We start from the raw sequence: 26194 nt of genomic DNA, 5'->3' as shown, positions 1-26194 counted from the left end.
GCGCAAAAATAAACCTATAATTGCTAGATAAAAAGAATGTACCTTATAAAGATAGAAAAGGTCACCTGAGTCAGGCGACCTTTTCAGAGTTAAGTTGACATCATTAAGATAAATAAGTGTTGACGATATTTTCTGGAGTAAAGCCGTAAGATTCAACCACTGCTTCTCCATTACCACTCGCACCGAATTTGTCAATGGCAAGTATTTTTCCATCGGTTCCAACGTATTTGTGCCAACCAAATGAAGAGCCCATTTCAATAGCCATTCTGTTCGTCACAGCTGATGGCAGAACTGATTCTTTATAGTCATCTGACTGAAGCTCGAACAAATCGAAACTTGGCATGGAAACGACCGAAACATCGTGGCCTTTTTCTTTCAGCTGTTTCTGAGCTTCTACTGCAATGGATACTTCGGAACCAGTTGCAATAAGAATACCTTCCGGTTTGTCGCTTTCAGAAGGTGATAACACGTAAGCACCTTTCTTAACATTGTTGCGGGCATTTTCCTGCGTACCTTCCAGTACGGGCAGATTTTGACGAGTCAGCACCAGCATAGTCGGTCTATCAGTAGATGTTACAGCTACTTCCCAAGCAGCAGCTACTTCATTACCATCAGCCGGACGCAGCACAGTCAAATTATGCATACCTCGGAAACTTGACAGCTGTTCTACAGGTTCGTGCGTTGGCCCGTCTTCTCCAACCGCAATAGAGTCATGTGTCATGACATAGATGGCGGGAATTTCAGACAATGCCGCTAGTCGGACAGCTGGTCTCAAGTAATCAGTAAATACAAAGAATGTAGATACGTAAGACTTGGTTCCACCGTGTAGCAGGATACCATTAAGTGCTGCAGTCATTGCAAATTCACGTACACCATACCAGATGTTGCGGCCTTCGTATTGACCAGCCTGGAAATCTTCCACCCCATCAATCATTGTTTTGTTTGAACCTGACAAGTCTGCTGAACCGCCCCAGAAGTTCGGAACGTTTTTAGCAATGGCATTCAGCACTTCACCACTCGTTGAGCGAGTCGCTGCGTCACTGTCGCCAGCTGCATAAGATGGCAAATCTTTATCCCAGTTATCAGGTAATTTACCTGATAACGCTGAATCAAATTCATCAGCCAGATCAGAATGGTTTTTACGGTAGTCTTCCACTAAAGTGTTCCATTCATTTTCGGCTTGCTGACCTTTGTCGCCGATTAGTTCCTTGAAGCGATCAGACACTTCTTGTGGTACATAAAAGTCTTCGTTTTCCCATCCGTATGCTTTCTTAGCTGCTTCAACGCCTTCAGGTCCCAGGGGTGCACCGTGAACATTGTGTGTTCCGGCATTTGATGCCCCAAAGCCGATAACTGTTTTAATTTCAATTAATGTTGGCTTGTCTGTTGATTCCTTCGCTTTAGTGATAGCTTCATCAATAGCGTCCATATCGTTGCCATCTTCAACAAAGATATGTTCCCAGCCATAAGCTTCAAAGCGCTTACCGACATCTTCTGTGAATGCTTTAGACGTTGGTCCATCCAGTTGAATATCATTGGAATCATACAACATGATCAGTTTTCCTAATTTCAAGTGGCCTGCTAGAGAAGCAGCTTCTTGAGAGACGCCTTCTTGAAGGTCTCCGTCACCACATAGCGCATAAGTGTAGTGATCCACTACGTTATGGCTGTCTTTATTGTAGGTTGCTGATAAGTGTGCTTCAGCCATTGCCATTCCAACAGCATTGGCAATACCTTGGCCTAAAGGACCAGTTGTCGCTTCAACACCGTCAGTAATGTGCACTTCAGGGTGACCGGGTGTATTACTGCCTAATTGACGGAAATTTTTCAAGTCGTCTATTGAGACGTCATAGCCTGATAAGTGAAGCAAGCTGTATAACAGCATAGAACCGTGTCCTGCCGACAAGACAAAGCGGTCTCTGTCAAACCATCTCGAGTTGCTTGGGTTTACTTTGAGGTGACGTGTCCATAGGGTATACGCCATTGGAGCCGCTCCCATAGGTAAACCTGGGTGACCTGAGTTAGCTTTCTGTACGCCGTCAATACTTAGAGTACGTATTGTATCTACTGCCATTTGATCAATTTTATCGAACAATGCATTCATCCCTCTCGTTTGTTTAAAATTTAAACTTACTTTATTATTGTACTATTATTGCCAGCTTTATTCAATAAATACTGGAAGGTTAATAATCAGTATTTTACTGATCTCTACCGTGCAGACCTTTTTCTTTTTGAATGTCTTTTACTTTATCTGGTGTTACATCGTTTCCATCGGGATCGACGACTTTCATGCCTTCAATCTGATTTTTCATACCGGAACGAAACGCCTGAATGTATTCTTCTCTAAGGTTTTTCTGTTCTTCTTTTTCTTCTTCCGTCAAGCCGTCGCTTCGTTCTTTTCTTACTAATTCATTTATTCGGTCTAACTTTTTCTTCTCAAGCATAATTGCCTCCTAAACTTATTATCCACTTTTGCTTACTAGATAATCATAACATTACTCATAAAAAAGTGATAGTCTTACTTTAACTGACAAGTGTACACAAACGAACATCCGTTTGAATTAGCTCTATTACTGTGCTATACTTGATTTATTAATAGAACGGTTGTTCCATTAAATAGAGGAAAGTGAGGGTTTTAGGATGACCACTAGAGGCCGAAAAGGTGAAAAGCAATTCGAAATTCTTCAGTATATATACGAACAGGCTAAAAAGAAAGGGTATCCCCCAACTGTTAGAGAAATAGGTGAAGCGACTGCACTTTCATCTACGTCAACTGTTCACGGACATCTGGCACGACTCGAAAAAAACGGCTTTATTTTAAGAGATCCGTCCAAGCCTAGAGCAATTGAGTTTACAAAAAACGGCCTGGATAAATTAGGTATCAGTGAAGACGAAGGTAAAATCCCTCTGCTGGGTGTAGTAACTGCCGGTGAACCGATACTGGCGGTGGAGGAAGCAACAGATTATTTCCCTATACCCACTGACCTGGAAATCGATAAAGGCAATTTGTTTATGTTGACCATTCGCGGAGACAGTATGATGAACGTCGGCATTCTCGATGGCGATCAGGTAATTGTACGCAAACAGGAAACGGCTAATAATGGTGATATTGTAATCGCGATGACAGACGAAGATGAAGCAACGTGTAAACGATTCTTTAAAGAGAAAAACCACATACGACTTCAGCCGGAAAATGATTCAATGGATCCGATTATCCTATCAAATGTATCCATACTCGGAAAAGTCACTTCGCTTTACCGCAGTCATATACTATAAAAGCTGAATAGTCATTATTCTACTAATACTAAACAAAGACGGTTCTACTGATACCAATCAGCAGAACCGTCTTTATTTTATATCTACACTCACTTCATTACTGATATGACTAGCCGCTTAATACGTCATTAAAGTGAAGATGTCATACCCTTTAATTTTGTCTCTGCCTTTTAACTCTTTTAATTCGATGAAGAAAGCAGCGCCTACTACTTCTCCGCCTAATTTTTCCACAAGTTCAATTGTAGCAGCAATAGTGCCGCCAGTAGCCAGAAGGTCATCTGTAATCAGCACTTTCTGTCCTGGTTTAATGCTGTCTTTGTGAAGCTGAAGAATGTCGCTGCCGTATTCCAGACCGTAACTAACTTCAATTGTTTCTCTCGGTAATTTTCCTTTTTTACGACAAGGAGAAAAGCCGATACCCATTACATTGGCAACTGGACAGCCAACGATGAAGCCTCTTGCTTCAGGTCCGACAATCATTTCCGCACCTTTTTCTCTGGCGTACTCCACAATCTGGTTTGTTGCTTCTTTATAAGCTTCTCCGTCAGCCATTAAAGGTGAAATATCTCTAAAGATAATGCCTTTTTCAGGAAAATCAGGAACGTCCGCTATATATTTTTTGAAATCCATTTATAATCCTCCGTTATCAGTAACACTCTCACTCGTTTTATTTTTCAGGGTCGTCAGCAGCTCATTAAAAGAACTGTAAACCAGCTTTTCTTCCACATGAATCTGATTCAACCGTCTTTGATACGTTTTTGTATCCTCCAGACTTTTCTTGCCTGGGTTTTCAACAACGCTTAACGTCCCATCCTCTATTGTAACAAATTCATTCTCTAAAAACACCATTAACATGAACTTTACTATCTCTTTATCTACTTTCAGAAGAGAAATAATCTCTCTGGTATCATTTTTGAGATTAATCTCCTTCTTCTTTAACAACCACTTATACAGGCGCATGAACATTTCCCGCTTCGGCATTCCTTTAAAGTAGTAGTCATGGGGAGCGTATAAAAAGAGGTGTATTTCGTGCGTGTCAAACTCTTCAATCACCCGATAAAAATCAGCTGTTTCAGCAGGTATATCGATAATATAGACAATTTTGCTGTCTGGAACAGAAGATAAAGATGAATCTTTACTGTACAGCTGACTACTCGCGCCTTCCGAAATGACAGACTTCCAGTTTTGGTAATTTTTCTCGTCAAAGAAAAGATAATGAGCATTGTTCTCCTTGAACACATCTTCATTTAAACCAGTCTTGCGTTTATCGATAACAACAGGTACAGTTGTCTTGAAGTCGATGCCCTGCAGTTGTACTTTGCGGTTGCCGTTCCATTCATTAATGTCCAGGTACCCCGCCACATCGAGTTGTGGCTGAGACATGAAAATTGGCCCCCATTCAGACGCGTTAAAGGCTATCATATCAATTTCTTTATTTTCCTTAGCAAGAACCGCTTTAAAATGATTCTGATTTGCACCAATGATTCTAGACTGAACTGTTCTCATATCAGACAATCTGAAGACTGGTTTTTTATTGTCCTGACCAAAAGGTCTTAAAAGGGCAAGTTCTTCCACTAATTGCACAGATAGTTCCGCCCATTCAGCTGTCGAGTCAATAGCCAGTTCTTTTACTATAGGGGCATCGCCTGTCAGCCTTCGAGCTGTCTCATTAACCGACTGACGAAATGCGTCAAAATCTGTTCTGTTCAGACTCAGCCCACAGGCCATTTCATGGCCTCCAAAACTAGTCAGCAATTCTTCAGATTCTTTCACACAATTATACAGATTAAAGCCAGGTATGCTTCTGCCTGATCCCTTAACCTTATTTTCATTCAGGTTCTCGGTCAAAATGAGTGTCGGTTTGCTGACTTTTTCTGACACCCGACTGGCTACAATGCCTAACACGCCTTCGTGCCAATCAGCATTTTTCATAACTATTATCTCGTCATCACTATAGTGACTTAGTTCAGCCATCGCCTCGGAGGTAATGGTTTCAACTAACTCTTTTCGTTCGTCATTTTTTTGAAGAACAACGTCACTTAATGTTTGGGCTTCATTTTCGTCAAAAGTCTTAAGCAGCTCCACCACCATTGAGGCATCCCCAAGACGGCCTACTGCATTTATAGGGGGCGACAGTTTAAACCCAATCGCTTCTTCATCAATATCTTCCGGTTTCAGCGAACTTTTTGCTAATAAAGCAAGAAGTCCCAGGCGCTCGGTTTGTCTAATGAGTTTGAGCCCGAAATAAACCAGTGCTCTATTCTCATCCGTAAGAGAAACCAGATCGGCAACCGTTCCTATCATGGCCAACTCAACCAGTTCCTGTGGCAGCTCACCCAATAATGCCTGCGCGACTTTCAGACTGACGCCTGCACCGGCCAGGTCCTTGAATGGGTACTGGCTAGCAGGATGGTTTGGATGCACAATACTAAAAGCTTCCGGCAGCTCTTCCGGACACTCGTGATGGTCGGTAACGATAACATCGACTCCAAGTTCTTGTGCTTTATTAATAGCTTCGTGTCCAGCTATCCCATTATCTACCGTAATAATTAGTTGAGTGCCGTCCTGAATCAGCTGTTCAAAAGCTGAAACGTTGGGGCCATAGCCTTCTTTAAATCGATTGGGAATAAAATAATTTACCCGGCCTCCGGACATCTCAATCGCCTCAAGCATGATGACCGTACTTGTCACCCCATCCGCGTCATAATCTCCATAAACAGTAATCAGTTCATCCTGTTCAATAGCCTGTTGAATTCGCTCCACTGTTTTTTCCATATCAGTCATCAAGAACGGATCATGAAACCATTCAGCAGTCGGATTTGTAAATGCTTCTATTGCTTCTTTTGTATCCAGACCTCGACTTAAGCATAGGCGTACAAAGGTCTGTGAGCGGTTGGTTTCTTCTGCTAATTTTTCTACAGCAGTTTCAGTAAACTCTCTTATTTTCCAGCGTGTATGACTTGTCACTCAGTTCACTCCTCATCAATTGCCTATCCAGTATAACAAAAAAAGACACAATAAAGAATGCTCTTTACTGTGCCTTTAAACTATTATGATAATTAGTCCAGCAATTGAACGCCAATACCTATCAAACCAGGACCTGTGTGTACACCTAAAGCAGGGCTAATCTGATCAAAGAAAAATTCTTCAAAGTTTGGCAGCTTTTCCTTCATTTCAATACGGATGGCTTCGGCTTCTTTTAATGCCGTTTTTCCGCCGTATGCAATTGCTAAATTATACTTTTTGGAAGTCGCAGCAAAGTCTTCCACCAGCTGCAGCGTTTTACTGACTGATTTAGCTTTCCCTCTGACCTTGGCTACAGTATGGTAAATCCCTTCTTCATTACACGTAATGATAGGTTTCAAGTTCATCATACTACCGACTACAGACTGAACCAGTCCAATTCTGCCACCCTTTTGCAGGTATTCTAGGGTTGGAACATGGAAAAACACTTTCGCTTTTTCTTTACTCTTTTCAAGATTGGCTTTCAGTGTATCCCATTCGACTCCTTCGGCTGCCTGTCTAGCTGCTTCTACAACAGTAAAACCAGAACCTATACCAATATTTTTTGTATCCAGTACGTAGATATCCAGGCCTTCATACTGCTCGGCTACAACTCGAATCATATTATTTGTCCCGCTCAAGCCACTAGATATGGTCACTACCATAACTTTTTCATAGCCTTCCGCTTTAATATCATCGAAGATACCTTTGATCATCTCACCATCGGGCAGCGAAGTTTTCGGGATTTCATTTTCCATTCGCTCGTACACTTCTTCGGCTGTAATGTCCACTTTATCGACGTACTCGCCGTCTTCGAACAATATTTTCAGTGGAATGACTTTAACATCGTATTCATTTTTCACTGCTTCAGGTACATCTGATCCTGAATCAGTTAAAACAGCAATTTTCTGTGTATTCATACTTATTATCCCCTACCTTTAAAGTTTATCTTTATCCGTTTTGTTTTGAGTGGCTGCCTGCTCAGTTTCATTGGACTTTGAACGGGTTTTACGTTTTGAATGTTTTTCCCGTTTCTCTTTCCTCTGATCCTTGTAAATTTTAAATGTCGATAACAATGTTGCTATAAGCGCTCCCAATAATACAGAAGCAAAAATTATCACTATCAGTGGCCATTCAAATTCAGCAAAGCCGAAATTAATAGGAACCCTATCCACATTTAAAACAGATAATATTGCAACCAGCAGGAATAAAACGATTGCACCAATCATGCTCCATTGTCTTTTCATCCACAAATCCCTCCATTAACCAACCATACTTTAAATTAAGAATACCATAATTACATTAGTAAATCATTAAATACCTTTATTTTTTGTTAAAGGCGGTCCGGATAAAGAAATCACCAATGGCAGGAATTACCGCATGGATTTTTGACCCTAAGGCCAATGCTTTGGGCAGATTTATTTCTCTTTTATTGCTTTCAATTGCTTTAATCGTTTTATTCACCACATATTCAGATGTCAGAACAACGGAGCTGACATTATCCAAGTACTCTCCAGATGGATCAAACTCATCAAAGAATGCCGTATCAACTGGACCCGGATTGATGGCTGTCACTTTAATGTTATGCGGGGTGAGTTCCATTCTCAATGCATTAGTAAAGCCTGTAACAGCAAATTTGGAAGCAGAATAGACAGCTGATTTTGGTGTTGCCACTTTTCCTGCAACAGAGGCCACATTCACAATGTGACCGTCATTAAATTCTCTCATATTTTTCCCGACTAGTTGAGACAAGTACATGAGGCCGAGGACATTAACCTGAAACATATTTTCAGCTTTTTTAATGTCATAATCAAGAAAAGACTGGGTGTGCCCGAACCCGGCATTATTTATCAGAATATCAATGTGAGTAAATTTGGACAAAAGATAAGAGGTGGCTTCATCGATAGCTTCAAGATCAGTCATGTCCAAAGGGTAAACAACTGCCTGTGCATTGTATTCACTACGGCAACGATCTCTCACTTTATTCAACTTCTCCACTCGGCGAGCACTCAATATTAGAATGGCACCTTTCTGGGCAAGCTGGTAAGCCAGTTCTTCTCCAATACCTGATGATGCCCCTGTGACCCAAACTACTTTTCCTTTTACTTTTGTCATAAACTCACACTTCTTTCTTTAATGGAATAGTCACTTCGGAAAAATCGTTCATTACGTAGGTTTCCGGAAAAATCTGACGCGCCTCTTTTTCCATCTGTTTGCTGTCAGCATATAAATAGCGTGCACTAATATGTGTCAGCAATAGTTTAGCTGCATTAGCCTTTTGTGCGGTTTCAGCTGCGTGACAGCTGGTAGAGTGATTGTAATTAACCGCAAGTTCCTGATCTTTGTCCATAAACGTGCTTTCATGAACCAATACATCAGCCCCTTCGGCCAACTCCAAACTTTTTTCAGTTTTCAGGGTATCACCCAGTATAGTGACGATTCTGCCCTTTTGACTTGGACCGATAAAGCTCTTGCCGTCAATCACTCGACCATCTTCCAGTGTCACTTCTTCCCCATTTTTCAACTTGCCGAATAAAGGCCCAAATGGCACACCCGCCTCGATAAGCTTGTCAGCCATTAACTCACCTTCGCGGTCTTTTTCACGAATTCTGAAGCCATAAGACGGGATACCGTGATTCAGTCTTTTTATGTTTACTATAAACTGGTCGTCTTCAAATATAACCCCTTCGGAAGAAAATTCTTCAAAGTAAATTGGGTACTTGAAATGCGACTGGGAGTATTTCATGGACATCTTCACATACTGCTTGATACCTGGCGGACCATAGATAGTCAAGGGTGTTGTCCCTCCTTGAAAAGCCCGGCTGCTAAGCAGGCCCGGCAACCCGAATATATGGTCGCCGTGCATGTGTGTAATAAATATTTTTTCGATTTTTCTCGGTTTTAGTGTAGTCTCGAGAATCTGGTGCTGGGTGGCTTCTCCACAATCAAACAGCCAGATACTGTTTCGTTCATCCAGTAGTTTTAACGCTATACTGGAGACGTTACGGTGTTTTGCAGGCACGCCTGAGCCTGTTCCTAAAAATAGTAAATCCATAAATCTATCCTTTGCAATAGTTATTCAACAAATTCAAATTCATACTCGTCGATTCTGACGGTGTCTCCATTTTTTGCACCTTTTCTTCTAAGAGCCTCGTCTATTCCCATACCTCTGAGCTGTCGTGCAAAACGCATCACTGACTCATCAAACTGGAAATTGGTCATCTGGTGAAGTTTTTCAACTTTTTCACCTGACAGGACCCAAGTGCCGTCCGGATCTCTCGTGATATGATAATCCTTATCTTCAGGAACAAACTTATATAAGACACGTTCTTCCTGTTCGGTTTCTTCTTCATACAGAGGAAACTCCGGAGCTGTCTTGAGTAATTCAGCCGTTCTGCTCATCACTTGGTTCAACCCTTTGCGTGTAAGAGCAGATACTTCAAAAATCTCCACATCTTCATTGTTCTGCTTTAATGTTTCTTTGAATTCTTTTAAATTTTCTTCTGAATCAGGCATATCCATTTTGTTGGCGATAATTAACTGAGGACGTTCGCGCAGCTTAAGATCATACTGTTCGAGTTCCTGATTGATTGTATAATAATCGTCTACCGGGTTTCTACCTTCTACACCACTCATATCGATAACATGAAGCAGTACGCGTGTACGTTCAATGTGCCTTAGGAATTCAATCCCTAAACCAACACCTTGAGAGGCTCCTTCAATGAGTCCGGGCATATCTGCCAGTACGAAACTCTCCCCTTCATCGGTCTGAACCATACCTAAATTAGGTACTAGTGTCGTAAAGTGATACGCGCCAATCTTAGGTCTTGCTGATGAAACGACACTTAACAGTGTGGATTTACCTACTGAAGGAAAACCGACTAAGCCGACATCTGCCAGAACTTTCAGTTCCAGTTCAACTTCCATTTCGCCGCCAGGTTCACCATTTTCCGCAATTTCCGGCGCGGGATTTCTAGGCGAAGCAAAACGGATGTTTCCTCTTCCGCCTCTTCCGCCTTTAACAATGACAGCCTGCTGGTCGTGTTCCACTAGATCAGCAAGCAGACGGCCCGTTCCAGCTTCCTTGACTACTGTTCCAGGCGGCACTTTAACAAACAAATTCTTTGCACCGCGTCCATGCATGCCTTTAGACATCCCATTTTCGCCGTGTTCTGCTCTAAAATGACGGTTATAACGGAAATCCATTAAGGTACGCAAACCTTCGTCAACGACAAAAATAACGTCGCCTCCCAGCCCACCGTCTCCGCCGGCAGGTCCGCCATCCGGTACATACTTCTCTCTTCGGAAAGCGACCATACCGTCGCCACCTTTTCCTGCTCTAACATTTACTTTAACTTGATCTAAAAACATTGACACATTAAACCCTTCTTTCTCTCTCACGTTCACTAGCTTATCTCTTTTATTCTACACTAATTTACTGCTGATATCTAACATCTAAAGCATATTGTTATATTTTATGGCAAGCTTACTACATTTCCATGGCGTCACTCTATTTGAAGACGTAAAAAAAGTGTCTCAGCTGAGACACTCTTATACTTTGTAACTGATTTTTTTAGTAAAGCTGATATGGCCCTCAGATAAAAATTCATTTTCGATTCTAATCGGCAGACATTCCTGCAGTTTATTGAACTGTTGCATATACTGCTGCGTCTGTAAGGATACCATTTCGTCGTAGCTCGCCTTTGCTTCCTCAACTTTTTCATCGGTATAAAGACGCTTTGGCTCATCGCTTATATGTTTGTAGTGAATTAAATCAAACTTCTGCAGTACCGTTTCATCCTGGGACAAACTGAAATCATAAATCAACTGTTCCTTCGGGCTAGGCCTCATGCAACTCATCTCGTGGAATAGTTCTTCAGTAAACCAGGAGTTTTTCTCACCAGGCCCTATAATAACTATATCGGCTTTAGCCAATCGGTACAGTAACTGTGACGGACTGATTTCGTGTATGTTTTTTATCCACGAAGATTGTTTGGTCAAGCGAAGCCATCGTTTCAGTTCATTAACGGTTGTGTGCGACTGATTTCCACGCTTGACTACAGCCATGGAGCTGTACTGGGAACCGATAAAGTACTTCATAACCTGATTAGTATATTTGTCATTTCCGATAATCAAATAGTGACTTGAGTCCGTATCACTGATGGTCTCTTTAATCGATCGGACCGCCGTGGATACATCCCCTTGAAGCAGAGGCTTGATCTCATCTTTTTCGCATAATGATAAAGAAAATTCCACAGATTTTTTAAACAATGTATAGAGTATGGTTCCCACAGTTTTTTCTTCTATGGATTTCATCAGCGCATGATCTATGATATCAATGCTTTCAAATTTATGTTCCTCTGAAACTTCCACATAACTCGAGACATTCAATAAGTGTTTAATCACATCATCGTTAAATTTACTGTAGGTCTCCAGAATAATTTCTTCCAGGGGTTTTTGCGTATTGTCAGACAAATAACGGAGCAGGTCGCCATGTTTAAAGGCTGCCTCGTCAACATAGAGATAATACTCATTGCGGTTTTCTGTAACGAGCAGGACTACTTCACTGACTCCATCAAACTGATAAATGTCATTTAAATGCATTGCGTGAGCAGTCTGATCAAGACTATACTTGTGTATGTCTTCTGAAGAGACAGTCTCTCTGTTCACTCCATACATTAGCAGTTTCATGTCGTCTCATTCCCTGTGTACGATAAAATTTCTTCCCAGATTTCCGCCCTTCCTTCTCTGTTAAACGAAGAAAACAACATCAGTTTATCATCCGGTTCCAAATCCAGTGTCTTTTTAATAATGCTTAAATGCTTATTATACTGTGATTTTTTAATTTTATCTGATTTAGTGGCAACTACAATTACCGGCACATCAAAATACTTGAAGAAATCATACATCTGACAGTCCTGCTCAGACGGTTCATGTCTGAAATCTACCAATAGAATCCCCAGGACAAGCTCTTCTCGAGAAGCAAAATAATCACTCATCATATTGCCCCATTTATCCTGTTCGGCATTAGAAACCTTCGCATACCCATACCCAGGTACATCTACAAAAAACAATTCATGTTCAATATTGAAAAAATTTAATGTGCGCGTTTTACCAGGCTTTCCTGATGTACGTGCTAACTTTTTACGGTTGACCATCGTGTTAATAAAAGAAGACTTACCTACATTCGATCGACCGGCCAATACAATTTCCGGCAATCCATCAGTTGGATATTGAGAAGGAGATACCGCACTTATTGTAATTTCAGCATAATCTATATGTTCGCTGTTCATTTTTTCTCCTCCATTGCATAATTTATCAATTGTTAGTATAGCATATCAGAGAATTTTTTAAAGGTTTATATTAACAAAAGATGACAAAATCGGCATATTGTTACAAAAAAATGACTGAACATGACTAGTTGTGTAACTAATGTCGAATAAGCCAACTTGTTCTAAGCCAAACACCTATTTAAAAAAACTGTAAGATTTATTCATAAATACTAACAATTAAGCTGTCTATACAAATCCCTGCTTTCGACATAATCTCATAAAAAACCATTTGCAATTAAGCAAATGGTTTTAGGTTAAGAATCAGCTGACTTTCTGACCGTCTTCATCGAAAAATAAAGGGTTCAGGTTGTTTTCTGCTGTTTCTTGAGTAATCACTACTTTTTTAATATCTGGACGGCTTGGGACTTCGAACATGATATCCAGCATGATGCTTTCAATGATTGAGCGCAGTCCTCGTGCCCCAGTATCTCTTTCAATGGCTTTTTTACCGATGCTTCGAAGAGCTTCCTCTTCAAAGTCGAGTTCAACATCATCGATTTCCAGCAGTTTTTTATACTGCTTAACCAGAGAGTTCTTTGGCTTGGTCAGAATTTCAATCAGGTCTTCTTCAGTCAATCTGTCCAATACGGCAGTAATAGGCAGACGGCCGATGAATTCAGGGATCAAGCCATATTTAAGCAAATCTTCAGGAATAATCTGCTGCATGATGCTGTGCTTTTCATCCATTTCTTTTCGCTTGCTTGAAGCTCCAAAACCAATCACTTTATCTCCCAGACGGTTTTTAACGATTGTTTCAATCCCGTCAAAAGCTCCACCTACGATGAATAAAATATTTGTTGTATCAATTTGAATCAGTTCCTGATGCGGGTGTTTACGTCCCCCTTGTGGAGGTACACTCGCAGTTGTGCCTTCAAGAATTTTCAGCAAGGCCTGCTGAACACCTTCACCACTGACATCACGGGTGATTGATACATTTTCAGACTTACGGGCAATTTTGTCTATCTCATCAACGTAAATAATGCCACGCTGCGCCAATTCAACATCATAGTCCGCTGACTGCAACAGCTTCAGCAGAATATTTTCGACATCTTCACCGACATAGCCGGCTTCCGTCAAGTTAGTCGCATCAGCAATAGCAAAGGGCACATTTAAAATGCGCGCTAATGTCTGAGCCAAATACGTTTTACCTGATCCGGTCGGACCAACCAAGCAGATATTACTTTTCTGAAGTTCAATATCATCTTCAGAGTCTTTATCCAAGTTGTTGACGCGCTTGTAATGATTGTATACCGCTACTGACAATGCCTTTTTAGCAGCTTCTTGACCAATAATATACTCATTTAAAATCGCTCTGATTTCATGAGGTTTAGGAACTTCCATATCACTGTCAAATGCCTGCTTACTAAATTCTTCTTCCATAATTTCCTGACATAAGTCTACGCATTCATTACAAATATAAACTCCAGGACCAGCCACTATTTTTTTTACCTGTTCCTGAGATTTTCCGCAAAAGGAACAGGAAATATTTCCTTTTTGTTCGTCATCGTTAAACATGGCACAGTCACCTCTTTTCATTTTACTAAAATAAATTTGTCTCATTTATGAAAAACGGGAATGCCAGTTGAGCATCCCCTTTTAACATTTTAGATTTACGCTTCGTCAGATTCTTCTTTAGCTTCTAACGTTTCTTTTGCAGTAGAAGTAATTAAGTCAATAGCTTTCTTAAGAGAAATATCTCTGTTCAATAAGTCTGGTGAAAGAACGCTTCTTACTTGGTATTCAGGCATGTTGTACTGTCCAGCAAGATCTGAGATTTCTTTTTCAATATCTTCATCTGTTGCTTTCAGATTTTCTTCTTCAACAATCGCTTCTAAAACAAGGTTTGTACGAACGTTGAATTCTGCTTCGCCTTCGAACTGCTTGTGCAGGTCTTCTTCAGAGGAATTAGTCATCTGATAGTACATTTCAGCAGAAATACCTTGCTGTTTCAAGTTGTTCAAGAACATGTCCATCTGACGGTGAACTTCTTCGTGAGCCATTTCGTGTGGAATTTCTTCAATATTGGCATTTTCTACAGCTTTACGGATAGCTTCATCATCTCGAGCGTCATCTGCTGCTGTTTTCTTGCTTTCCGCTAATTCTTCACGGATTTTGTTTTCAAGTTCGCTGACAGTTTCAACGTCTTCGTCTAAATCTTTAACGAATTCATCGTCTAATTCTGGTAATTCTTTTGATTTAACTTCGTGAACAGTCACTTTGAAGACAGCTTCTTGTCCAGCTAAGTCATCTGAATGATACTCTTCTGGGAAAGTAACGGTTACTTCTTTTTCGTCACCGGCTTTAGCGCCAACTAACTGTTCTTCGAAACCAGGGATAAATGAGTTTGAACCAAGTTCAAGTGAATGGTTTTCGCCTTTTCCACCTTCAAAAGCTTCGTCACCTTTGAATCCTTCGTAATCGATAACTACTGTATCGCCTTCTTCAGCAGCATCTTCTTTAATAGTCAGTTCAGCCATGCTTTCGCGACGTCTCTTGATTGCTTCCTGTACGTCATCTTCTGACAGGTCGCGGTCTTGCTTAACTACTTCGATGCCTTTATATTCGCCAAGTTCAACATCCGGCTTCAATGTAACGTCCGCAATTAGTTCCCAGTCCTGGTCTTTACCGACTGATTTAATATCAATGCTAGGCTGAGCTACAGGCTCAATACCTGCTTCTTCAACAGCTTTAGGGTACGCTACTGGCAGTAAATCGTTCAAAGTATCTTCGTATAACGCAGCTTCTCCGTACATTTGGTTAAAGATACGTCTTGGTACTCTTCCTTTACGGAATCCTGGTACATTTAAGCTTTTTTGTACTTTTTTAAATGTCTTGTCTAGACCTTTATTTACAGTTTCTTTATCGATAGTAAATTCTAAACGACCTGTTGTCGCTCCTGTTTTTTCAAATGATGTTCCCATGAATGATTACCCTCCGAATTGAATTGTATTTTAAGCTTCAGCAGTATTATTTAAACGAAATTAAAAAAATACATACTTTCACGCTATTTTATTTAAACATACTTTCATATCATACAATATTTTAGTGTTATTGTAAACTAATGTAGACTAATTCATTGCAGTTGCCGATGAACTTTCTCAATCCATTGACTAATCGTCTCGATTTTCTTTTTGTTTACCCCTTCAAGAATCTCTGAGTCCCCGTTTATCTTATAGGATAAGACTTTAATCCACTTAATTATATCGTCTTCTTCTTCGATGACCTCGGATATAAATGGAAAAAGATTCATCAATACAGTCATTAGCTCATTTAGAATCAGTTCTCTCAACGATGGATTCTGGAGGCAGAAATGGTCGACTTCCTGAACCGCTCTGATCAGGACCGGATGCTGGTCAAATCGCCGACACTCAGCTGGGATGACGGTTTTCGATTCACCAAACCAATTATAAGCAAACTCTTTCTCGCTTAGACGTTCTATCAGGAGCGACAGGTAGCCAGAACGCGCTAATGGATGGACGTAAGGATTTTGAAAAACGGAAGCTGCTGCTTTTTCAAGATTATCTGTCTTTAGATGGGCTGCTTCATCCACTCGTCTATACTGTTCTTCATGAGAAACGGCAGCCAAAGAATACAAGTCTTTGACTAACTCTTTTTCATACTCCATTCGTTCTTTTTCTTTCTCATACTGCCTGTCTTTTAGTTGTTCGTTCAACTGCGACCAGTTGTCCGCGTACTTATCTGCACTTTTTTTATAGTCATCAATATACTTGCGCGCCTGCAGAAACTGATTGGTCTGAATTAAGAGTTCAACAAAGAGGAGAAGCCTCTTCTCGTTTTTTTCATAAAAGGATTGTTTCTCCAAGGCATACTCGAGAGCCTCTTTAATTTGTCCGTTATGGTACAAAGAGGATACGAGCAGGATATTCAGACTGTTCTCATCTTTAAGCTGATATGCTTTTTTTAAATGCTCCGTCGCCTCTTCATAATTACCTCTTTCAAGCGCACTCATTGCCAGCTGCATATACATTCCGTAATTTTTCGGAAATTCAATTTGATCTCCCATCAACTTCACCTTCTTCTCTATGTAAGTGTACCAAAGTTTAAATACATTAAACAGCCTTAGTTCGCGGCAAAATCAGGAGACTCATTAACTTTAAGTGAGGTAGTTTGATCAATGAACAGCTTCTAATCTTCCCAGTTTTATCATCAAAAAAGCAATAGGAAATATTCCCTACTGCTTTTTCTAGTATTTTCTGAACCGCTCATATCTTTCTGCAGTTAAACTGTCAGGTGATAATTTTCTCAGTTCGTTTATTTTAGCTGTTAAATCGTTTTTTAAAGTCTGCAGCACAGTATCCTTAGCTAATTCACCCGCTGGCCCGGTTTCTTTCACTATTTTTTCAACAATCCCCAACTCTTTCAAGTCTGCAGAAGTCAGGCGCATCAGTTCGGCTGCTTCGCCCGCTTTTTTTGAGTCCTTCCAGAGAATGGATGCAAAACCTTCAGGTGAAAGAATAGAATAGATGGAATGCTCCATCATCCACACTTCATCAGCCAGTGCCAGTGCCAATGCTCCGCCACTGCCGCCTTCGCCCATAATAATCGACAGGACCGGCACTTTCAGCGCGCTCATTTCTAAAAGATTTCTGGCAATAGCCTCTCCTTGACCGCGCTCCTCAGCTTCGACGCCACAGTAGGCTCCAGACGTATTGATGAAGTTGATAACAGGTCTGTTGAATTTTTCCGCCTGTTTCATTAGACGCAGCGACTTTCTATAGCCCTCTGGATGAGCCGACCCAAAATTGCTGTGCATATTCTCTTCAATCGTTGTTCCTTTTTGATTGCCGATAACAGTCACAGGCAAGCCATTCAGTCGTCCCACTCCACCAATGATAGCCGGATCGTCTGTGTAGACTCTGTCTCCATGAAGTTCTATAAAATCATCGATGACATGAGTCGTGATATCAGTCATATTGATTCGATCTGTTTTTCTCGCTAACGATACAATGTCCATCACGCGACTCATGACTGGTCCTCCTTTGATTCATTGTCCGAATAAGTATGCAAAGCCAGAAGCTGACCGATAACTGTTCGCATCTCGCTACGTTCAACAATCTGATCGATAAAGCCATTTTTCAAAACCGTCTCGGCCAATTGAAAATCATCTGGCAAGGAAGCTTTTATCGTCTGTTCGATGACTCTTTTTCCTGCAAAGCCAACTAATGCACCGGGTTCAGCGAGAATAATATCACCAAGCATGGCGAAGCTGGCAGTTACTCCTCCTGTGGTCGGATCAGTCAAGACAGTCAGGTAAAACAGCCCCTTGTCAGAATGACGCTTAATCGCCGCACTGGTTTTAGCCATCTGCATGAGTGAAAAAATTCCTTCCTGCATACGTGCCCCTCCAGATGCAGTAAATAAAACGACCGGCAGACCTTCCTCTGTTGCCCGTTCAAACAGACGAGTGATTTTTTCTCCAACAGCCTGACCCATGCTCCCCATAATAAAATGAGAATCCATAATCCCTAAGGCAGATTCAGTGCCATTAAATAAAGCTTTGCCTGTTACGACGGCCTCTCTCAGGCCAGAGCTGATTTGAACTTTTGCTATTTTCTCTTCATAACCAGGAAACGCCAAAGGATTATCACCGCGAACCGATTCATCCCATTCTTCAAAGGAATTCTGATCCACAGTTAGTGCCAGACGTTCTTGAGCCCGTATTCTTAAAGCATAATGACAGTGTGGACAGATTCTTTCCTGACCCATCGACCGCACATAAACCGACTGCTTACAGTTGGGGCACTTTTCGAACATGCCGTCTGGAACAGAAGGACCGTTTTGAGAAGTTGTCTTTTCAAGCGAAATGTAAGGTCGTTTCTTAAACAGTCTCATTCTCAGCCTCCTGTTCTGTTACCCAATCCGGAATGATTGCTTCGGTCAGTGTATCGGTTGTATATTCCCCTGCAACAAACCGCTCGTCCGACAGCAGATCGAACTGGAAATCCAGGTTGGTCTGAATCCCTTCGATAACCATTTCATTCAGAGCACGCTTCATTTTCAGGATAGCATCCTCTCTAGTATTCCCATGAGTAATGATTTTGGCAATCATGGAGTCGTAATGAGGCGGGATGAGCCCCCCTGCAAACATGGCTGTATCTACCCGTAACCCCAGCCCACCTGACGGCAGATTCAAGTAAGTGAGTTCGCCAGGAGAAGGCGCAAAATTAAAGAGTGGATTTTCTGCATTAATCCGGCATTCAATGGCATGCCCTTTAAATGTCACATCACTCTGTTTAATTGTAAGCGGCTGATTATAGGCAATTTTAATCATTTCCTTGATGATATCCACTTGGGTAATCATTTCAGTAATCGGATGCTCAACTTGGATACGCGTATTCATTTCCATAAAGAAGAAGTTTTCCTGAGCATCGACCAGAAATTCAATTGTTCCTGCATTTTTATAGCCCACACCTTTGGCTGCTTTCACAGCACTGTCGCAAATCCGCTCTCGGGTTTTTGGAGACAAGGTATAGCCTGGGGCTTCCTCAAGAATTTTCTGATGATTTCTCTGAAGTGAACAGTCTCTCTCCCCTAAATGAATTACTTCGCCAAAATGATCAGCCAGTATTTGTACTTCAATGTGTTTCGCCGGTGTAATTATCTTTTCGACATACATACGGTCGTCGTTGAAGGCCGCTTTGGATTCCGATTGAGCCTGGAGGAATTGTGCCTCCAGATTCTTCTCTTCAAATACCATCCGCATGCCCTTGCCGCCACCGCCTGCCACCGCTTTAATAATGACGGGCAAACCGATTTCAGTTACTATTCCGGTCAATTCTGAATAGCTTGTAATGGAATGGTCACTTCCCGGTATGACCGGTACGTTGGCATCAATCATCATCTTTCTTGCATTTGACTTATTTCCCATTTGCTCAATCGTCTCTTTATCAGGACCAATGAACGTAATGTTTACCTCTTCACACATAGCCGCAAACAAGCTGTTTTCTGACAAGAATCCAAACCCTGGATGGATGGCCTCTGCACCGGTCAGAACAGCTGCACTTAGAATGTTGTGCATATTCAAGTACGAATCTGATGCTTTGGGAGGACCAATACAGACCGCTTCATCAGCCAGCTGCATATGGAGCGCATCTTCATCTGCCGTAGAATAAATGGCTACCGTTTTGATATTCATTTCTCTACAGGCTCTTATGATGCGTACGGCTATTTCGCCTCTATTGGCTACTAGTATTTTCTGAAACATGCCTAATCCTTCCTTAAAACAGTCTACTTAAATGCTTATCGACCTATGATGAATGTCATTTCCACTTCACAGACTTTTTTACCATCAACATAGGCTACACCTTTACCAATTCCCGCGTACTCTTTCAGTTTGACAATATCAACTTTCAGCTCAAGAACGTCTCCAGGAACAACTTTTTTCCTAAATTTAACTTTGTTCAGTCCACCTAAATAGGCTGTCTGATTCTTGAACTGGTCCAGTTTCAATAACGGAATGGATCCAGCCTGTGCCAGACTCTCAACTATCAGTACGCCAGGCATAACCGGTTCTCCAGGAAAATGTCCCTGGAAAAACTCTTCGTTAATTGTAACATTTTTAATTGCCGTCACGTGTTCTCCTGGAATTAATTCCGTCACTTTATCGATAAAATAAATAGGGTAGCGATTCGGAATCAGTTCCTGAATCTCTGCTATGTTCATAGTTGTCATGTTAAGTCTCCTTGTAATATACGTTTATAACGCTTATTTTGATTAATCTTACTTAATTTTCACCAGCTGCTGATTGAATTCTACCGGCTGACCGTCCTCTACCAGTATATCGGCCACGATGCCGTCACGGTCGCTCTTGATTTCGTTCATCACTTTCATCGCTTCAATAATGACAAGCGTCTGCCCTTTTGTCACTTCGTCACCCACACTAATAAAAGGCGGGCTGTCCGGTGAAGATGACAGATAACTGGTACCGACAATCGGCGCATTGATGACGTGATAATCATCCTCTTCGGCTGCGGGCTCCGGGTTCTTGTCTGCTTTCATTACAGGTACACTCGTTTCAGTTTCAGATTCATAAACTTTTTGAACAGTCTGTTTGTCCTCATTCAAAGGCTGGTTTTGTGCATTCTTACGCTTACTCATCTTTACAGTTATCTCATTATTGCTCATCTCAAAATCATAAAGTGAGGACGCATCAATATGATCAATCAGCTCTTTTACCTGTTCGAAATTCATGCCTGTTCCTCCCACTTTTTAAAGCAAGTGACTGCGTTATGTCCTCCAAATCCTAACGAATTGTTAAGGCCATAAGTCAGTTCCATTTCTCTAGCTGTGTCCTTAATGTAATCAAGGTCACACGCCTCATCCGGTGTCTTTAGGTTAATTGTTGGAGGTAAAATCCCTTCTTGAAGCGCTTTGACCGTTACGATGGCTTCAATTGCTCCTGCACCACCCAGTAAATGTCCAGTCATACTCTTCGTACTTGAGATACCGATATTTCTGGCTGCATCTTCGCCAAGAGCCAGTTTGATGGCTTCCGTTTCAGACACATCATTTGCCGGAGTGGATGTCCCGTGAGCATTAATGTAACTGACGTCAGCTGAGCTGATTCCAGCTTCTTCCATAGCCAGTTTCATAGCACGAGCTGCGCCTGATCCATCCGGAGATGGTGCGGTCATATGGAAGCTGTCACCTGTCGCCCCATAGCCGGTTATTTCACCGTAAATTGTCGCATTTCGATTGAGAGCTGATGTCAGGCTTTCCAGAACTAGAATCCCTGCACCTTCCCCCATAACAAAGCCGTGACGGTTTTTATCAAAAGGCGTGGATGCTGCATCGGGATCTTCGCTCGTTGATAAGGCGTTTAAAGCCGCAAAACCGGACATGCCAATTTCATTAATACTGGCTTCAGATCCGCCTGCCAGCATAGCGTCTGCATAGCCGTGCTTAATTGTTCGGAAAGCTTCACCGATTGAATTGTTTCCTGACGCACAGGCAGTTACGATGGACAAGTTCGGGCCTTTCGCTCCTGTTGCTATAGAAATGTTCCCTGCTACCATGTTTCCAATAGCCATAGGGACGAAAAATGGCGCTACTCTGTCCAGTCCTTTTTCGTGCATTTTGATAATCTGATCCTGCATGGCATTCAGTCCACCAATTCCTGAACCGACCATGACTCCAATTCTTTCGGGATTCATTTCTTCAAGATTGATACCACTGTCTTTCATGGCTTCAAGCGCTGCAGCTACACCATATTGTGAGAAAGGATCCATTCTCTTGGCTAATTTGCGGTCCATAACCTTTTTTGCTTCAAACCCTTTTACTTCGCCGGCAACGTGAACATTAATTGCTTCACCGTCGAACTTGGTCAGTGGCGCAATACCATTAGTCCCAGTTTTTATGCCGTCCCAAAATTCTTCAACTGAATTTCCCAGTGGTGTGATTGCTCCTAGACCAGTAATTACTACTCTTTCCATCATTATCCTCCTAGTTTATCCGTTCATGACCATTCCGCCGTCAACATGAAATACTTGTCCTGTAATATAAGACTGAGTGCTGATGAAGTGAACCATTTCAGCGACTTCTTCTGCCTTACCTAATCTTTTTAGAGGAACAGACTCCAGCGCTTTTTCCTTAACATCATCTGTCAGACTCTCAGTCATATCCGATTCAATGAAACCTGGTGCTATAGCATTGACCATGACACCGCGAGGAGCGAGCTCTTTCGCAATCGACTTAGTCAGTCCAATTACACCTGCTTTACTAGCCGCATAATTAGATTGACCGACATTTCCGACAACTCCGACTACACTAGATAAATTGATAATATGACCGGATCTTTGTTTCAGCATGACTTTTGCCACTTCTTTAGTTGTATAAAATGTTCCTTTTAAATTAACGTTTAAAGTAGAGTCGAATTCTTCTTCCGACATACGGATGATCAGATTATCTCGGGTTATCCCTGCATTATTAACTAGTACATCAATTTTTTTAAACTGCTTTTTAGTTTCTTTAATCAGCTGCTTGGCAAAACCTGGCTCACTGATATCACCAGTAATAGGATAGGCAGTGCCTTCAAACGAGTTGAAATACTCCAGTAGCTCACTCGGCATGTCCTTGCGTCCGTTAACCACTACATTATGACCCAACTTCAGAAAATGGCTGGCAATCGCTTTTCCAATGCCTCGAGAACTCCCCGTTACAATAATAGTTTTTGTCTCCATACTGTTTATCCTCCTTACCGACTCAACAGCTTATGCAGCTGCTGAGGCTTTTCTATGTTTTTAACCTTTACGCTTCTATCAATTGCCTTAATGAAAGACCGTAATGTCTTTCCCGGACCGATTTCAATAAATGACTCAGCACCATCAGCAATCATCTGCCTAATCATTTGTTCAAATCTTACGGACGAAACCATCTGCTTAGTCAGCAGTTCCGGAATAGCTGATTTATCTGGATATGTCTGCGCAGTAACATTGGAATAAACCGGTTTTTTCATCTCCGAAAAAACAACCGTCTCTAACTCCTCAGCAAACTCTTCAGCTGCCGACTCCAGCATCATAGAATGAAACGGTCCGCTGACTTTCAGTTCCACTACTTTTTTAGCATCCGCTTTACTGGCTAGTTCAGCGACCTTGTCCACACCAGCTGCTGAGCCGGATACAACTAGCTGATTCGGTGTATTATAGTTTGCCAGAGCAACATAATGACTGCTACTGACTTCCTCACATAATTTTTCGACTAGAGAGGATTCCAAACCAATAACAGCTGCCATTTTACCTTGTCCATCCGGAACAGCATTTTCCATCAAGGTTCCCCTTGTATGTACTAATTTAACGGCATCTGAAAATGACAGGGCGCCTCCAGATACTAACGCGGTGTATTCACCTAGACTTAACCCCGCAAGCCTATCCGAGTGTACCCCTTCATCCACCACAACTTTTTCAATTGCGTGTGATACCGTCAAAATTGCAGGTTGAGTATAAGGGGTGAAATGAATGGCATTCGCATCTTCAAAACAGATCTTTACCAAATCATGACCGATGGCATCGCTGGCCTCTTCAAAAGTTTCTCTCACTGCAGCATAAGAATCATAAAATTCCTTTCCCATACCTGTATATTGAGCTCCCTGCCCACTAAAAACGAATCCTGTTTTCACGACTTACACCCTTCCTGGTTCATTTGACTCTTTATCTGGGATTAATACTTTGAATATCAAAGTATTAATCTAAATTAACTACTTGAAATGTACTGGATTGGATACCACTTCATCGTACTCCTGCATTAATTCCTGAATGATTTCAGCACAGCTTTGTTCCTTAGAGACTAGACCGGCAATTTGACCTGACATGAATGACCCTTTGTCTTTGTCGCCTTCTACAACCGCTTTTCGAAGTGCTCCTTTTCCAAGTTCCTCGAGTCGGGAAAAGTCCGGTTCTGCATCGCTTGTTATGTCTTTTTCAACTTTTAGATATTCTTTGGTTAGTTTGTTTCGCAGAACCCTTACTGGATGTCCTGTAATCAGTCCTGTTACTACAGTATCGATATCTTTTGCCTTTAGTATTCTCTTTTTAAAATTATCGTGAGCAATACTTTCATGGGCAACGACAAAACGTGTACCTAACTGAACAGCGGAGGCCCCGAGGTTGATAGCTGCTGCCATACCTCTGCCGTCTGCTATGCCACCTGCAGCGATAACAGGTATACTGACAGCATCCACTACCTGTGGGACAAGTGTCATCGTTGTTAATTTACCAATATGTCCGCCGGCTTCCATACCTTCACAGATTATCGCATCAGCGCCATCATTTTCCATACGTCTGGCAAGTGCTGTCGAAGCAACGACGGGAATAACAGTGATTCCTGCATCTTTAAATTTTTTCATGTATTTTCCTGGACTTCCGGCTCCTGTGGTAACAACTTTTATATTCTCTTCACAGACAACCTCAACCACTTCATCTACATAAGGAGATAAAAGGAGTACATTAACCCCAAAGGGCTTATCCGTCATTTTTTTTGTTTCTTTAATGATTTTCCTTACATATTCAGCGGGCTCGTGACCTGCTCCTAACATACCCAGACCGCCGGCATTAGATACCGCCGCTGCCAGACTAGGAGTGGCTACCCATGACATCGCTCCTTGAATGATGGGGTATTCAATTCCGATTCGCTCTAATAATGAATGATTCATCTAGGAGCTCCTTCCTTTTAACCTTCGAGTTGCGTTTCCACGTATTTGACTAAATCGTCAACAGTAGACAGACCTTCTTCAGATTCAATTTTAATATCAAATTCATCTTCAATATCATTAATAATCTGGAATAAATCTAAACTATCAGCTTCTAGTTCTTCTCTGAAGTTTGTTGAACGTTGTACTTCACTTTCCTCTTTGTCCAGCTGATCTACGATAATTTCCTGTATTTTTTCAAAAGTTGTCATAATAATTTCCTCCATTTAATTTAATTAAGTTCTAAAAGCAGCGTTCCCCAGGTTAATCCCCCGCCGAATGCGCTTAAAATCAATTTTTGTTTTTTGTTAGTAAATAATTTATCTTGTTCATTCAACTCATCCAGTAATATTGGAATGCTGGCAGCTGAAGTATTTCCGTAATGCTGAATGTTTGTTGGAAACTTTTCGACCGGACATTTCAGCTTCTTCGACACACTTTCAATAATCCGCGCATTAGCCTGATGCAGAATAAACTGGTCAATATCATCAACTGTTAACTCCTGATCATCCAGTACAGATTTAATGCTCATCGGAATGGATTTGATGACAAAATTAAATATCTCTCTGCCATCCATCGTCAGAAAGCTACTCACTGCATCTTCCTTATGAACAGGGTTTGATACAGTTGACAGACCGGACACAAGTGCATTTCCTCTGTTTCCATCTGTTTTTAAATCTTCAGAAATAAAATGTTCCGTTTCCGTGTTGCTTTCAAGCATCACTCCGCCGGCCCCATCTCCAAATAAAACAGCTGTTTTACGGTCGTTCCAGTCAATAACTTTCGACATGACCTCGCCACCGATAACCAAAGCATGTGAGCAAGCCATATGTCTGAGCATTTTTTCCGCCGTTGAAAGAGCATAAATGAATCCGGAGCAGGCTGCATTCAAGTCAAAAGCAACAGCATTTACCGCACCAAGATGGGCCTGAACTTTACTAGCAACAGAAGGCGACTGGCTGTCCGGCGACATGGTCGCTACGATAATCAAGCCAATGTCTTCTACCCTGACACCACCATTGCTGACAATACAATCAGCAGCTTTACTGCACAAATCACTCGTTGTCTCACCAGTAGACATGTAACGGTTCTCTATACCTGTCCGTTTCTTAATCCACTCATCGGATGTGTCCATCCAGTGAGTAAGCTCCTCATTGGCCACACGTCTCTCCGGTACATAGCGGCCAGTTGAACATAGTCTAATTTTAGCTAGATTACTCACTCCGGCAACTGCTCCTTTGTGCGTTCAAGGAAACCATGAAGATTTACAAGGCCTTTCATTAACAGCTCTGCCTCTTCTTCACTCATTTCTCGAATCGTTTCTCTCACCATATCGCGGTGAAATTTATCGTGCAAGCGATAAAGGAGTCTGCCTTTTTTT

Annotated in this window: 26 protein-coding genes; 1 reads left to right on the top strand and 25 read right to left on the bottom strand. The window is 41.6% G+C overall.

Features of this window, described 5'->3' with window-relative positions:
- Window positions 1-103 precede the first annotated feature (103 nt).
- Together tkt and ACYVLS_RS03170 are read right to left on the bottom strand one after the other, a co-directional pair.
- The gene (gene tkt / locus ACYVLS_RS03175; RefSeq protein WP_460321127.1) at window positions 104-2095 is read right to left on the bottom strand and encodes a transketolase; all 1992 of its coding nucleotides are present in this window, start codon (window positions 2093-2095) and stop codon (window positions 104-106) included.
- A 103-nt stretch (window positions 2096-2198) separates the two neighbouring features.
- Complete coding sequence (locus ACYVLS_RS03170; RefSeq protein ID WP_460321125.1) at window positions 2199-2444, bottom strand: DUF896 family protein; 246 nt, start codon at window positions 2442-2444, stop codon at window positions 2199-2201.
- A gap of 196 nt (window positions 2445-2640) precedes the next feature.
- Here ACYVLS_RS03170 and lexA point away from each other — a divergent pair, with 196 nt between their 5' ends.
- Window positions 2641-3276, top strand: coding sequence for a transcriptional repressor LexA (gene lexA, locus ACYVLS_RS03165; protein ID WP_460321123.1), 636 nt, complete (start codon window positions 2641-2643; stop codon window positions 3274-3276).
- Between the two features lie 117 nt (window positions 3277-3393).
- Here lexA and ACYVLS_RS03160 read toward each other — a convergent pair whose 3' ends face one another.
- The 23 genes from ACYVLS_RS03160 to ACYVLS_RS03050 form a co-directional block, all read right to left on the bottom strand.
- Window positions 3394-3906: an adenine phosphoribosyltransferase gene (locus ACYVLS_RS03160; protein ID WP_460321121.1), complete on the bottom strand. Its 513-nt coding sequence runs from the start codon at window positions 3904-3906 to the stop codon at window positions 3394-3396.
- A complete protein-coding gene (gene recJ, locus ACYVLS_RS03155; RefSeq protein WP_460321119.1) occupies window positions 3907-6243 on the bottom strand; it encodes a single-stranded-DNA-specific exonuclease RecJ in 2337 nt (778 codons plus the stop codon).
- 92 nt (window positions 6244-6335) lie between these two features.
- The gene (locus ACYVLS_RS03150; protein ID WP_460321116.1) at window positions 6336-7199 is read right to left on the bottom strand and encodes a DegV family protein; all 864 of its coding nucleotides are present in this window, start codon (window positions 7197-7199) and stop codon (window positions 6336-6338) included.
- An 18-nt stretch (window positions 7200-7217) separates the two neighbouring features.
- On the bottom strand, window positions 7218-7526 hold the full coding sequence (locus ACYVLS_RS03145) for a LapA family protein (protein WP_460321113.1): 309 nt from the start codon (window positions 7524-7526) through the stop codon (window positions 7218-7220).
- Between the two features lie 76 nt (window positions 7527-7602).
- Window positions 7603-8394 carry an SDR family NAD(P)-dependent oxidoreductase gene (locus ACYVLS_RS03140; RefSeq protein ID WP_460321110.1) on the bottom strand — a complete coding sequence of 264 codons (792 nt, stop codon included), beginning with the start codon at window positions 8392-8394 and terminating at the stop codon, window positions 7603-7605.
- Window positions 8395-8398: 4 nt separating this feature from the next.
- The gene (gene rnz / locus ACYVLS_RS03135; protein WP_460321108.1) at window positions 8399-9334 is read right to left on the bottom strand and encodes a ribonuclease Z; all 936 of its coding nucleotides are present in this window, start codon (window positions 9332-9334) and stop codon (window positions 8399-8401) included.
- Window positions 9335-9354: 20 nt separating this feature from the next.
- On the bottom strand, window positions 9355-10650 hold the full coding sequence (gene obgE, locus ACYVLS_RS03130) for a GTPase ObgE (protein ID WP_460321162.1): 1296 nt from the start codon (window positions 10648-10650) through the stop codon (window positions 9355-9357).
- A gap of 180 nt (window positions 10651-10830) precedes the next feature.
- Complete coding sequence (locus ACYVLS_RS03125) at window positions 10831-11970, bottom strand: glutamyl-tRNA reductase (protein ID WP_460321106.1); 1140 nt, start codon at window positions 11968-11970, stop codon at window positions 10831-10833.
- Window positions 11967-12572, bottom strand: coding sequence for a ribosome biogenesis GTP-binding protein YihA/YsxC (yihA, locus tag ACYVLS_RS03120; protein WP_460321103.1), 606 nt, complete (start codon window positions 12570-12572; stop codon window positions 11967-11969). Before yihA ends, ACYVLS_RS03125 begins: the two co-directional genes overlap by 4 nt.
- A gap of 300 nt (window positions 12573-12872) precedes the next feature.
- Complete coding sequence (gene clpX / locus ACYVLS_RS03115; RefSeq protein WP_460321101.1) at window positions 12873-14126, bottom strand: ATP-dependent Clp protease ATP-binding subunit ClpX; 1254 nt, start codon at window positions 14124-14126, stop codon at window positions 12873-12875.
- A gap of 95 nt (window positions 14127-14221) precedes the next feature.
- Window positions 14222-15532 (bottom strand): trigger factor, encoded by a 1311-nt coding sequence (gene tig, locus ACYVLS_RS03110; protein ID WP_460321099.1) that lies wholly within the window; start codon window positions 15530-15532, stop codon window positions 14222-14224.
- A 152-nt stretch (window positions 15533-15684) separates the two neighbouring features.
- The gene (locus ACYVLS_RS03105; protein ID WP_460321097.1) at window positions 15685-16635 is read right to left on the bottom strand and encodes a tetratricopeptide repeat protein; all 951 of its coding nucleotides are present in this window, start codon (window positions 16633-16635) and stop codon (window positions 15685-15687) included.
- A 180-nt stretch (window positions 16636-16815) separates the two neighbouring features.
- A complete protein-coding gene (locus ACYVLS_RS03100; RefSeq protein ID WP_460321095.1) occupies window positions 16816-17598 on the bottom strand; it encodes an acetyl-CoA carboxylase carboxyltransferase subunit alpha in 783 nt (260 codons plus the stop codon).
- Window positions 17595-18464, bottom strand: coding sequence for an acetyl-CoA carboxylase, carboxyltransferase subunit beta (gene accD / locus ACYVLS_RS03095; RefSeq protein WP_460321093.1), 870 nt, complete (start codon window positions 18462-18464; stop codon window positions 17595-17597). Before accD ends, ACYVLS_RS03100 begins: the two co-directional genes overlap by 4 nt.
- The gene (accC, locus tag ACYVLS_RS03090; RefSeq protein WP_460321091.1) at window positions 18451-19836 is read right to left on the bottom strand and encodes an acetyl-CoA carboxylase biotin carboxylase subunit; all 1386 of its coding nucleotides are present in this window, start codon (window positions 19834-19836) and stop codon (window positions 18451-18453) included. Before accC ends, accD begins: the two co-directional genes overlap by 14 nt.
- 35 nt (window positions 19837-19871) lie before the next feature.
- On the bottom strand, window positions 19872-20294 hold the full coding sequence (gene fabZ, locus ACYVLS_RS03085) for a 3-hydroxyacyl-ACP dehydratase FabZ (RefSeq protein WP_460321160.1): 423 nt from the start codon (window positions 20292-20294) through the stop codon (window positions 19872-19874).
- 57 nt (window positions 20295-20351) lie between these two features.
- Window positions 20352-20822 (bottom strand): acetyl-CoA carboxylase biotin carboxyl carrier protein, encoded by a 471-nt coding sequence (accB, locus tag ACYVLS_RS03080; RefSeq protein ID WP_460321089.1) that lies wholly within the window; start codon window positions 20820-20822, stop codon window positions 20352-20354.
- Entirely contained in the window at window positions 20819-22063 is a 1245-nt protein-coding gene (gene fabF / locus ACYVLS_RS03075; protein WP_460321086.1) for a beta-ketoacyl-ACP synthase II, read from the bottom strand. The genes accB and fabF overlap by 4 nt, the downstream gene beginning before the upstream one ends.
- Before the next feature lie 15 nt (window positions 22064-22078).
- A complete protein-coding gene (gene fabG, locus ACYVLS_RS03070) occupies window positions 22079-22810 on the bottom strand; it encodes a 3-oxoacyl-[acyl-carrier-protein] reductase (RefSeq protein ID WP_460321084.1) in 732 nt (243 codons plus the stop codon).
- Between the two features lie 14 nt (window positions 22811-22824).
- A complete protein-coding gene (fabD, locus tag ACYVLS_RS03065) occupies window positions 22825-23745 on the bottom strand; it encodes an ACP S-malonyltransferase (RefSeq protein WP_460321081.1) in 921 nt (306 codons plus the stop codon).
- Window positions 23746-23823: 78 nt separating this feature from the next.
- A complete protein-coding gene (fabK, locus tag ACYVLS_RS03060) occupies window positions 23824-24777 on the bottom strand; it encodes an enoyl-[acyl-carrier-protein] reductase FabK (RefSeq protein WP_460321079.1) in 954 nt (317 codons plus the stop codon).
- A gap of 17 nt (window positions 24778-24794) precedes the next feature.
- Window positions 24795-25025 (bottom strand): acyl carrier protein, encoded by a 231-nt coding sequence (locus tag ACYVLS_RS03055; protein ID WP_460321077.1) that lies wholly within the window; start codon window positions 25023-25025, stop codon window positions 24795-24797.
- Between the two features lie 20 nt (window positions 25026-25045).
- Complete coding sequence (locus ACYVLS_RS03050) at window positions 25046-26035, bottom strand: beta-ketoacyl-ACP synthase III (protein ID WP_460321074.1); 990 nt, start codon at window positions 26033-26035, stop codon at window positions 25046-25048.
- Between the last annotated feature and the right edge of the window lie 159 nt (window positions 26036-26194).

It is taken from the genome of Alkalibacterium psychrotolerans, from assembly GCF_054784355.1.
This window is presented reverse-complemented; position numbering and strand designations above follow the sequence as displayed.

Excerpts from the sequence above, each read along its gene's own strand:
- ACYVLS_RS03170 (WP_460321125.1), bottom strand. The coding sequence starts at position 2,444 with ATGCTTGAGAAGAAAAAGTTAGACCGAATAAATGAATTAGTAAGAAAA.
- lexA (WP_460321123.1), top strand. The coding sequence starts at position 2,641 with ATGACCACTAGAGGCCGAAAAGGTGAAAAGCAATTCGAAATTCTTCAG.
- ACYVLS_RS03160 (WP_460321121.1), bottom strand. The coding sequence starts at position 3,906 with ATGGATTTCAAAAAATATATAGCGGACGTTCCTGATTTTCCTGAAAAA.
- ACYVLS_RS03150 (WP_460321116.1), bottom strand. The coding sequence starts at position 7,199 with ATGAATACACAGAAAATTGCTGTTTTAACTGATTCAGGATCAGATGTA.
- ACYVLS_RS03145 (WP_460321113.1), bottom strand. The coding sequence starts at position 7,526 with ATGAAAAGACAATGGAGCATGATTGGTGCAATCGTTTTATTCCTGCTG.
- ACYVLS_RS03140 (WP_460321110.1), bottom strand. The coding sequence starts at position 8,394 with ATGACAAAAGTAAAAGGAAAAGTAGTTTGGGTCACAGGGGCATCATCA.
- rnz (WP_460321108.1), bottom strand. The coding sequence starts at position 9,334 with ATGGATTTACTATTTTTAGGAACAGGCTCAGGCGTGCCTGCAAAACAC.
- obgE (WP_460321162.1), bottom strand. The coding sequence starts at position 10,650 with ATGTTTTTAGATCAAGTTAAAGTAAATGTTAGAGCAGGAAAAGGTGGC.
- ACYVLS_RS03125 (WP_460321106.1), bottom strand. The coding sequence starts at position 11,970 with ATGAAACTGCTAATGTATGGAGTGAACAGAGAGACTGTCTCTTCAGAA.
- yihA (WP_460321103.1), bottom strand. The coding sequence starts at position 12,572 with ATGAACAGCGAACATATAGATTATGCTGAAATTACAATAAGTGCGGTA.
- clpX (WP_460321101.1), bottom strand. The coding sequence starts at position 14,126 with ATGTTTAACGATGACGAACAAAAAGGAAATATTTCCTGTTCCTTTTGC.
- tig (WP_460321099.1), bottom strand. The coding sequence starts at position 15,532 with ATGGGAACATCATTTGAAAAAACAGGAGCGACAACAGGTCGTTTAGAA.
- ACYVLS_RS03105 (WP_460321097.1), bottom strand. The coding sequence starts at position 16,635 with ATGGGAGATCAAATTGAATTTCCGAAAAATTACGGAATGTATATGCAG.
- ACYVLS_RS03100 (WP_460321095.1), bottom strand. The coding sequence starts at position 17,598 with ATGAGTCGCGTGATGGACATTGTATCGTTAGCGAGAAAAACAGATCGA.
- accD (WP_460321093.1), bottom strand. The coding sequence starts at position 18,464 with ATGAGACTGTTTAAGAAACGACCTTACATTTCGCTTGAAAAGACAACT.
- accC (WP_460321091.1), bottom strand. The coding sequence starts at position 19,836 with ATGTTTCAGAAAATACTAGTAGCCAATAGAGGCGAAATAGCCGTACGC.
- fabZ (WP_460321160.1), bottom strand. The coding sequence starts at position 20,294 with ATGAACATAGCAGAGATTCAGGAACTGATTCCGAATCGCTACCCTATT.
- accB (WP_460321089.1), bottom strand. The coding sequence starts at position 20,822 with ATGAATTTCGAACAGGTAAAAGAGCTGATTGATCATATTGATGCGTCC.
- fabF (WP_460321086.1), bottom strand. The coding sequence starts at position 22,063 with ATGGAAAGAGTAGTAATTACTGGTCTAGGAGCAATCACACCACTGGGA.
- fabG (WP_460321084.1), bottom strand. The coding sequence starts at position 22,810 with ATGGAGACAAAAACTATTATTGTAACGGGGAGTTCTCGAGGCATTGGA.
- fabK (WP_460321079.1), bottom strand. The coding sequence starts at position 24,777 with ATGAATCATTCATTATTAGAGCGAATCGGAATTGAATACCCCATCATT.
- ACYVLS_RS03055 (WP_460321077.1), bottom strand. The coding sequence starts at position 25,025 with ATGACAACTTTTGAAAAAATACAGGAAATTATCGTAGATCAGCTGGAC.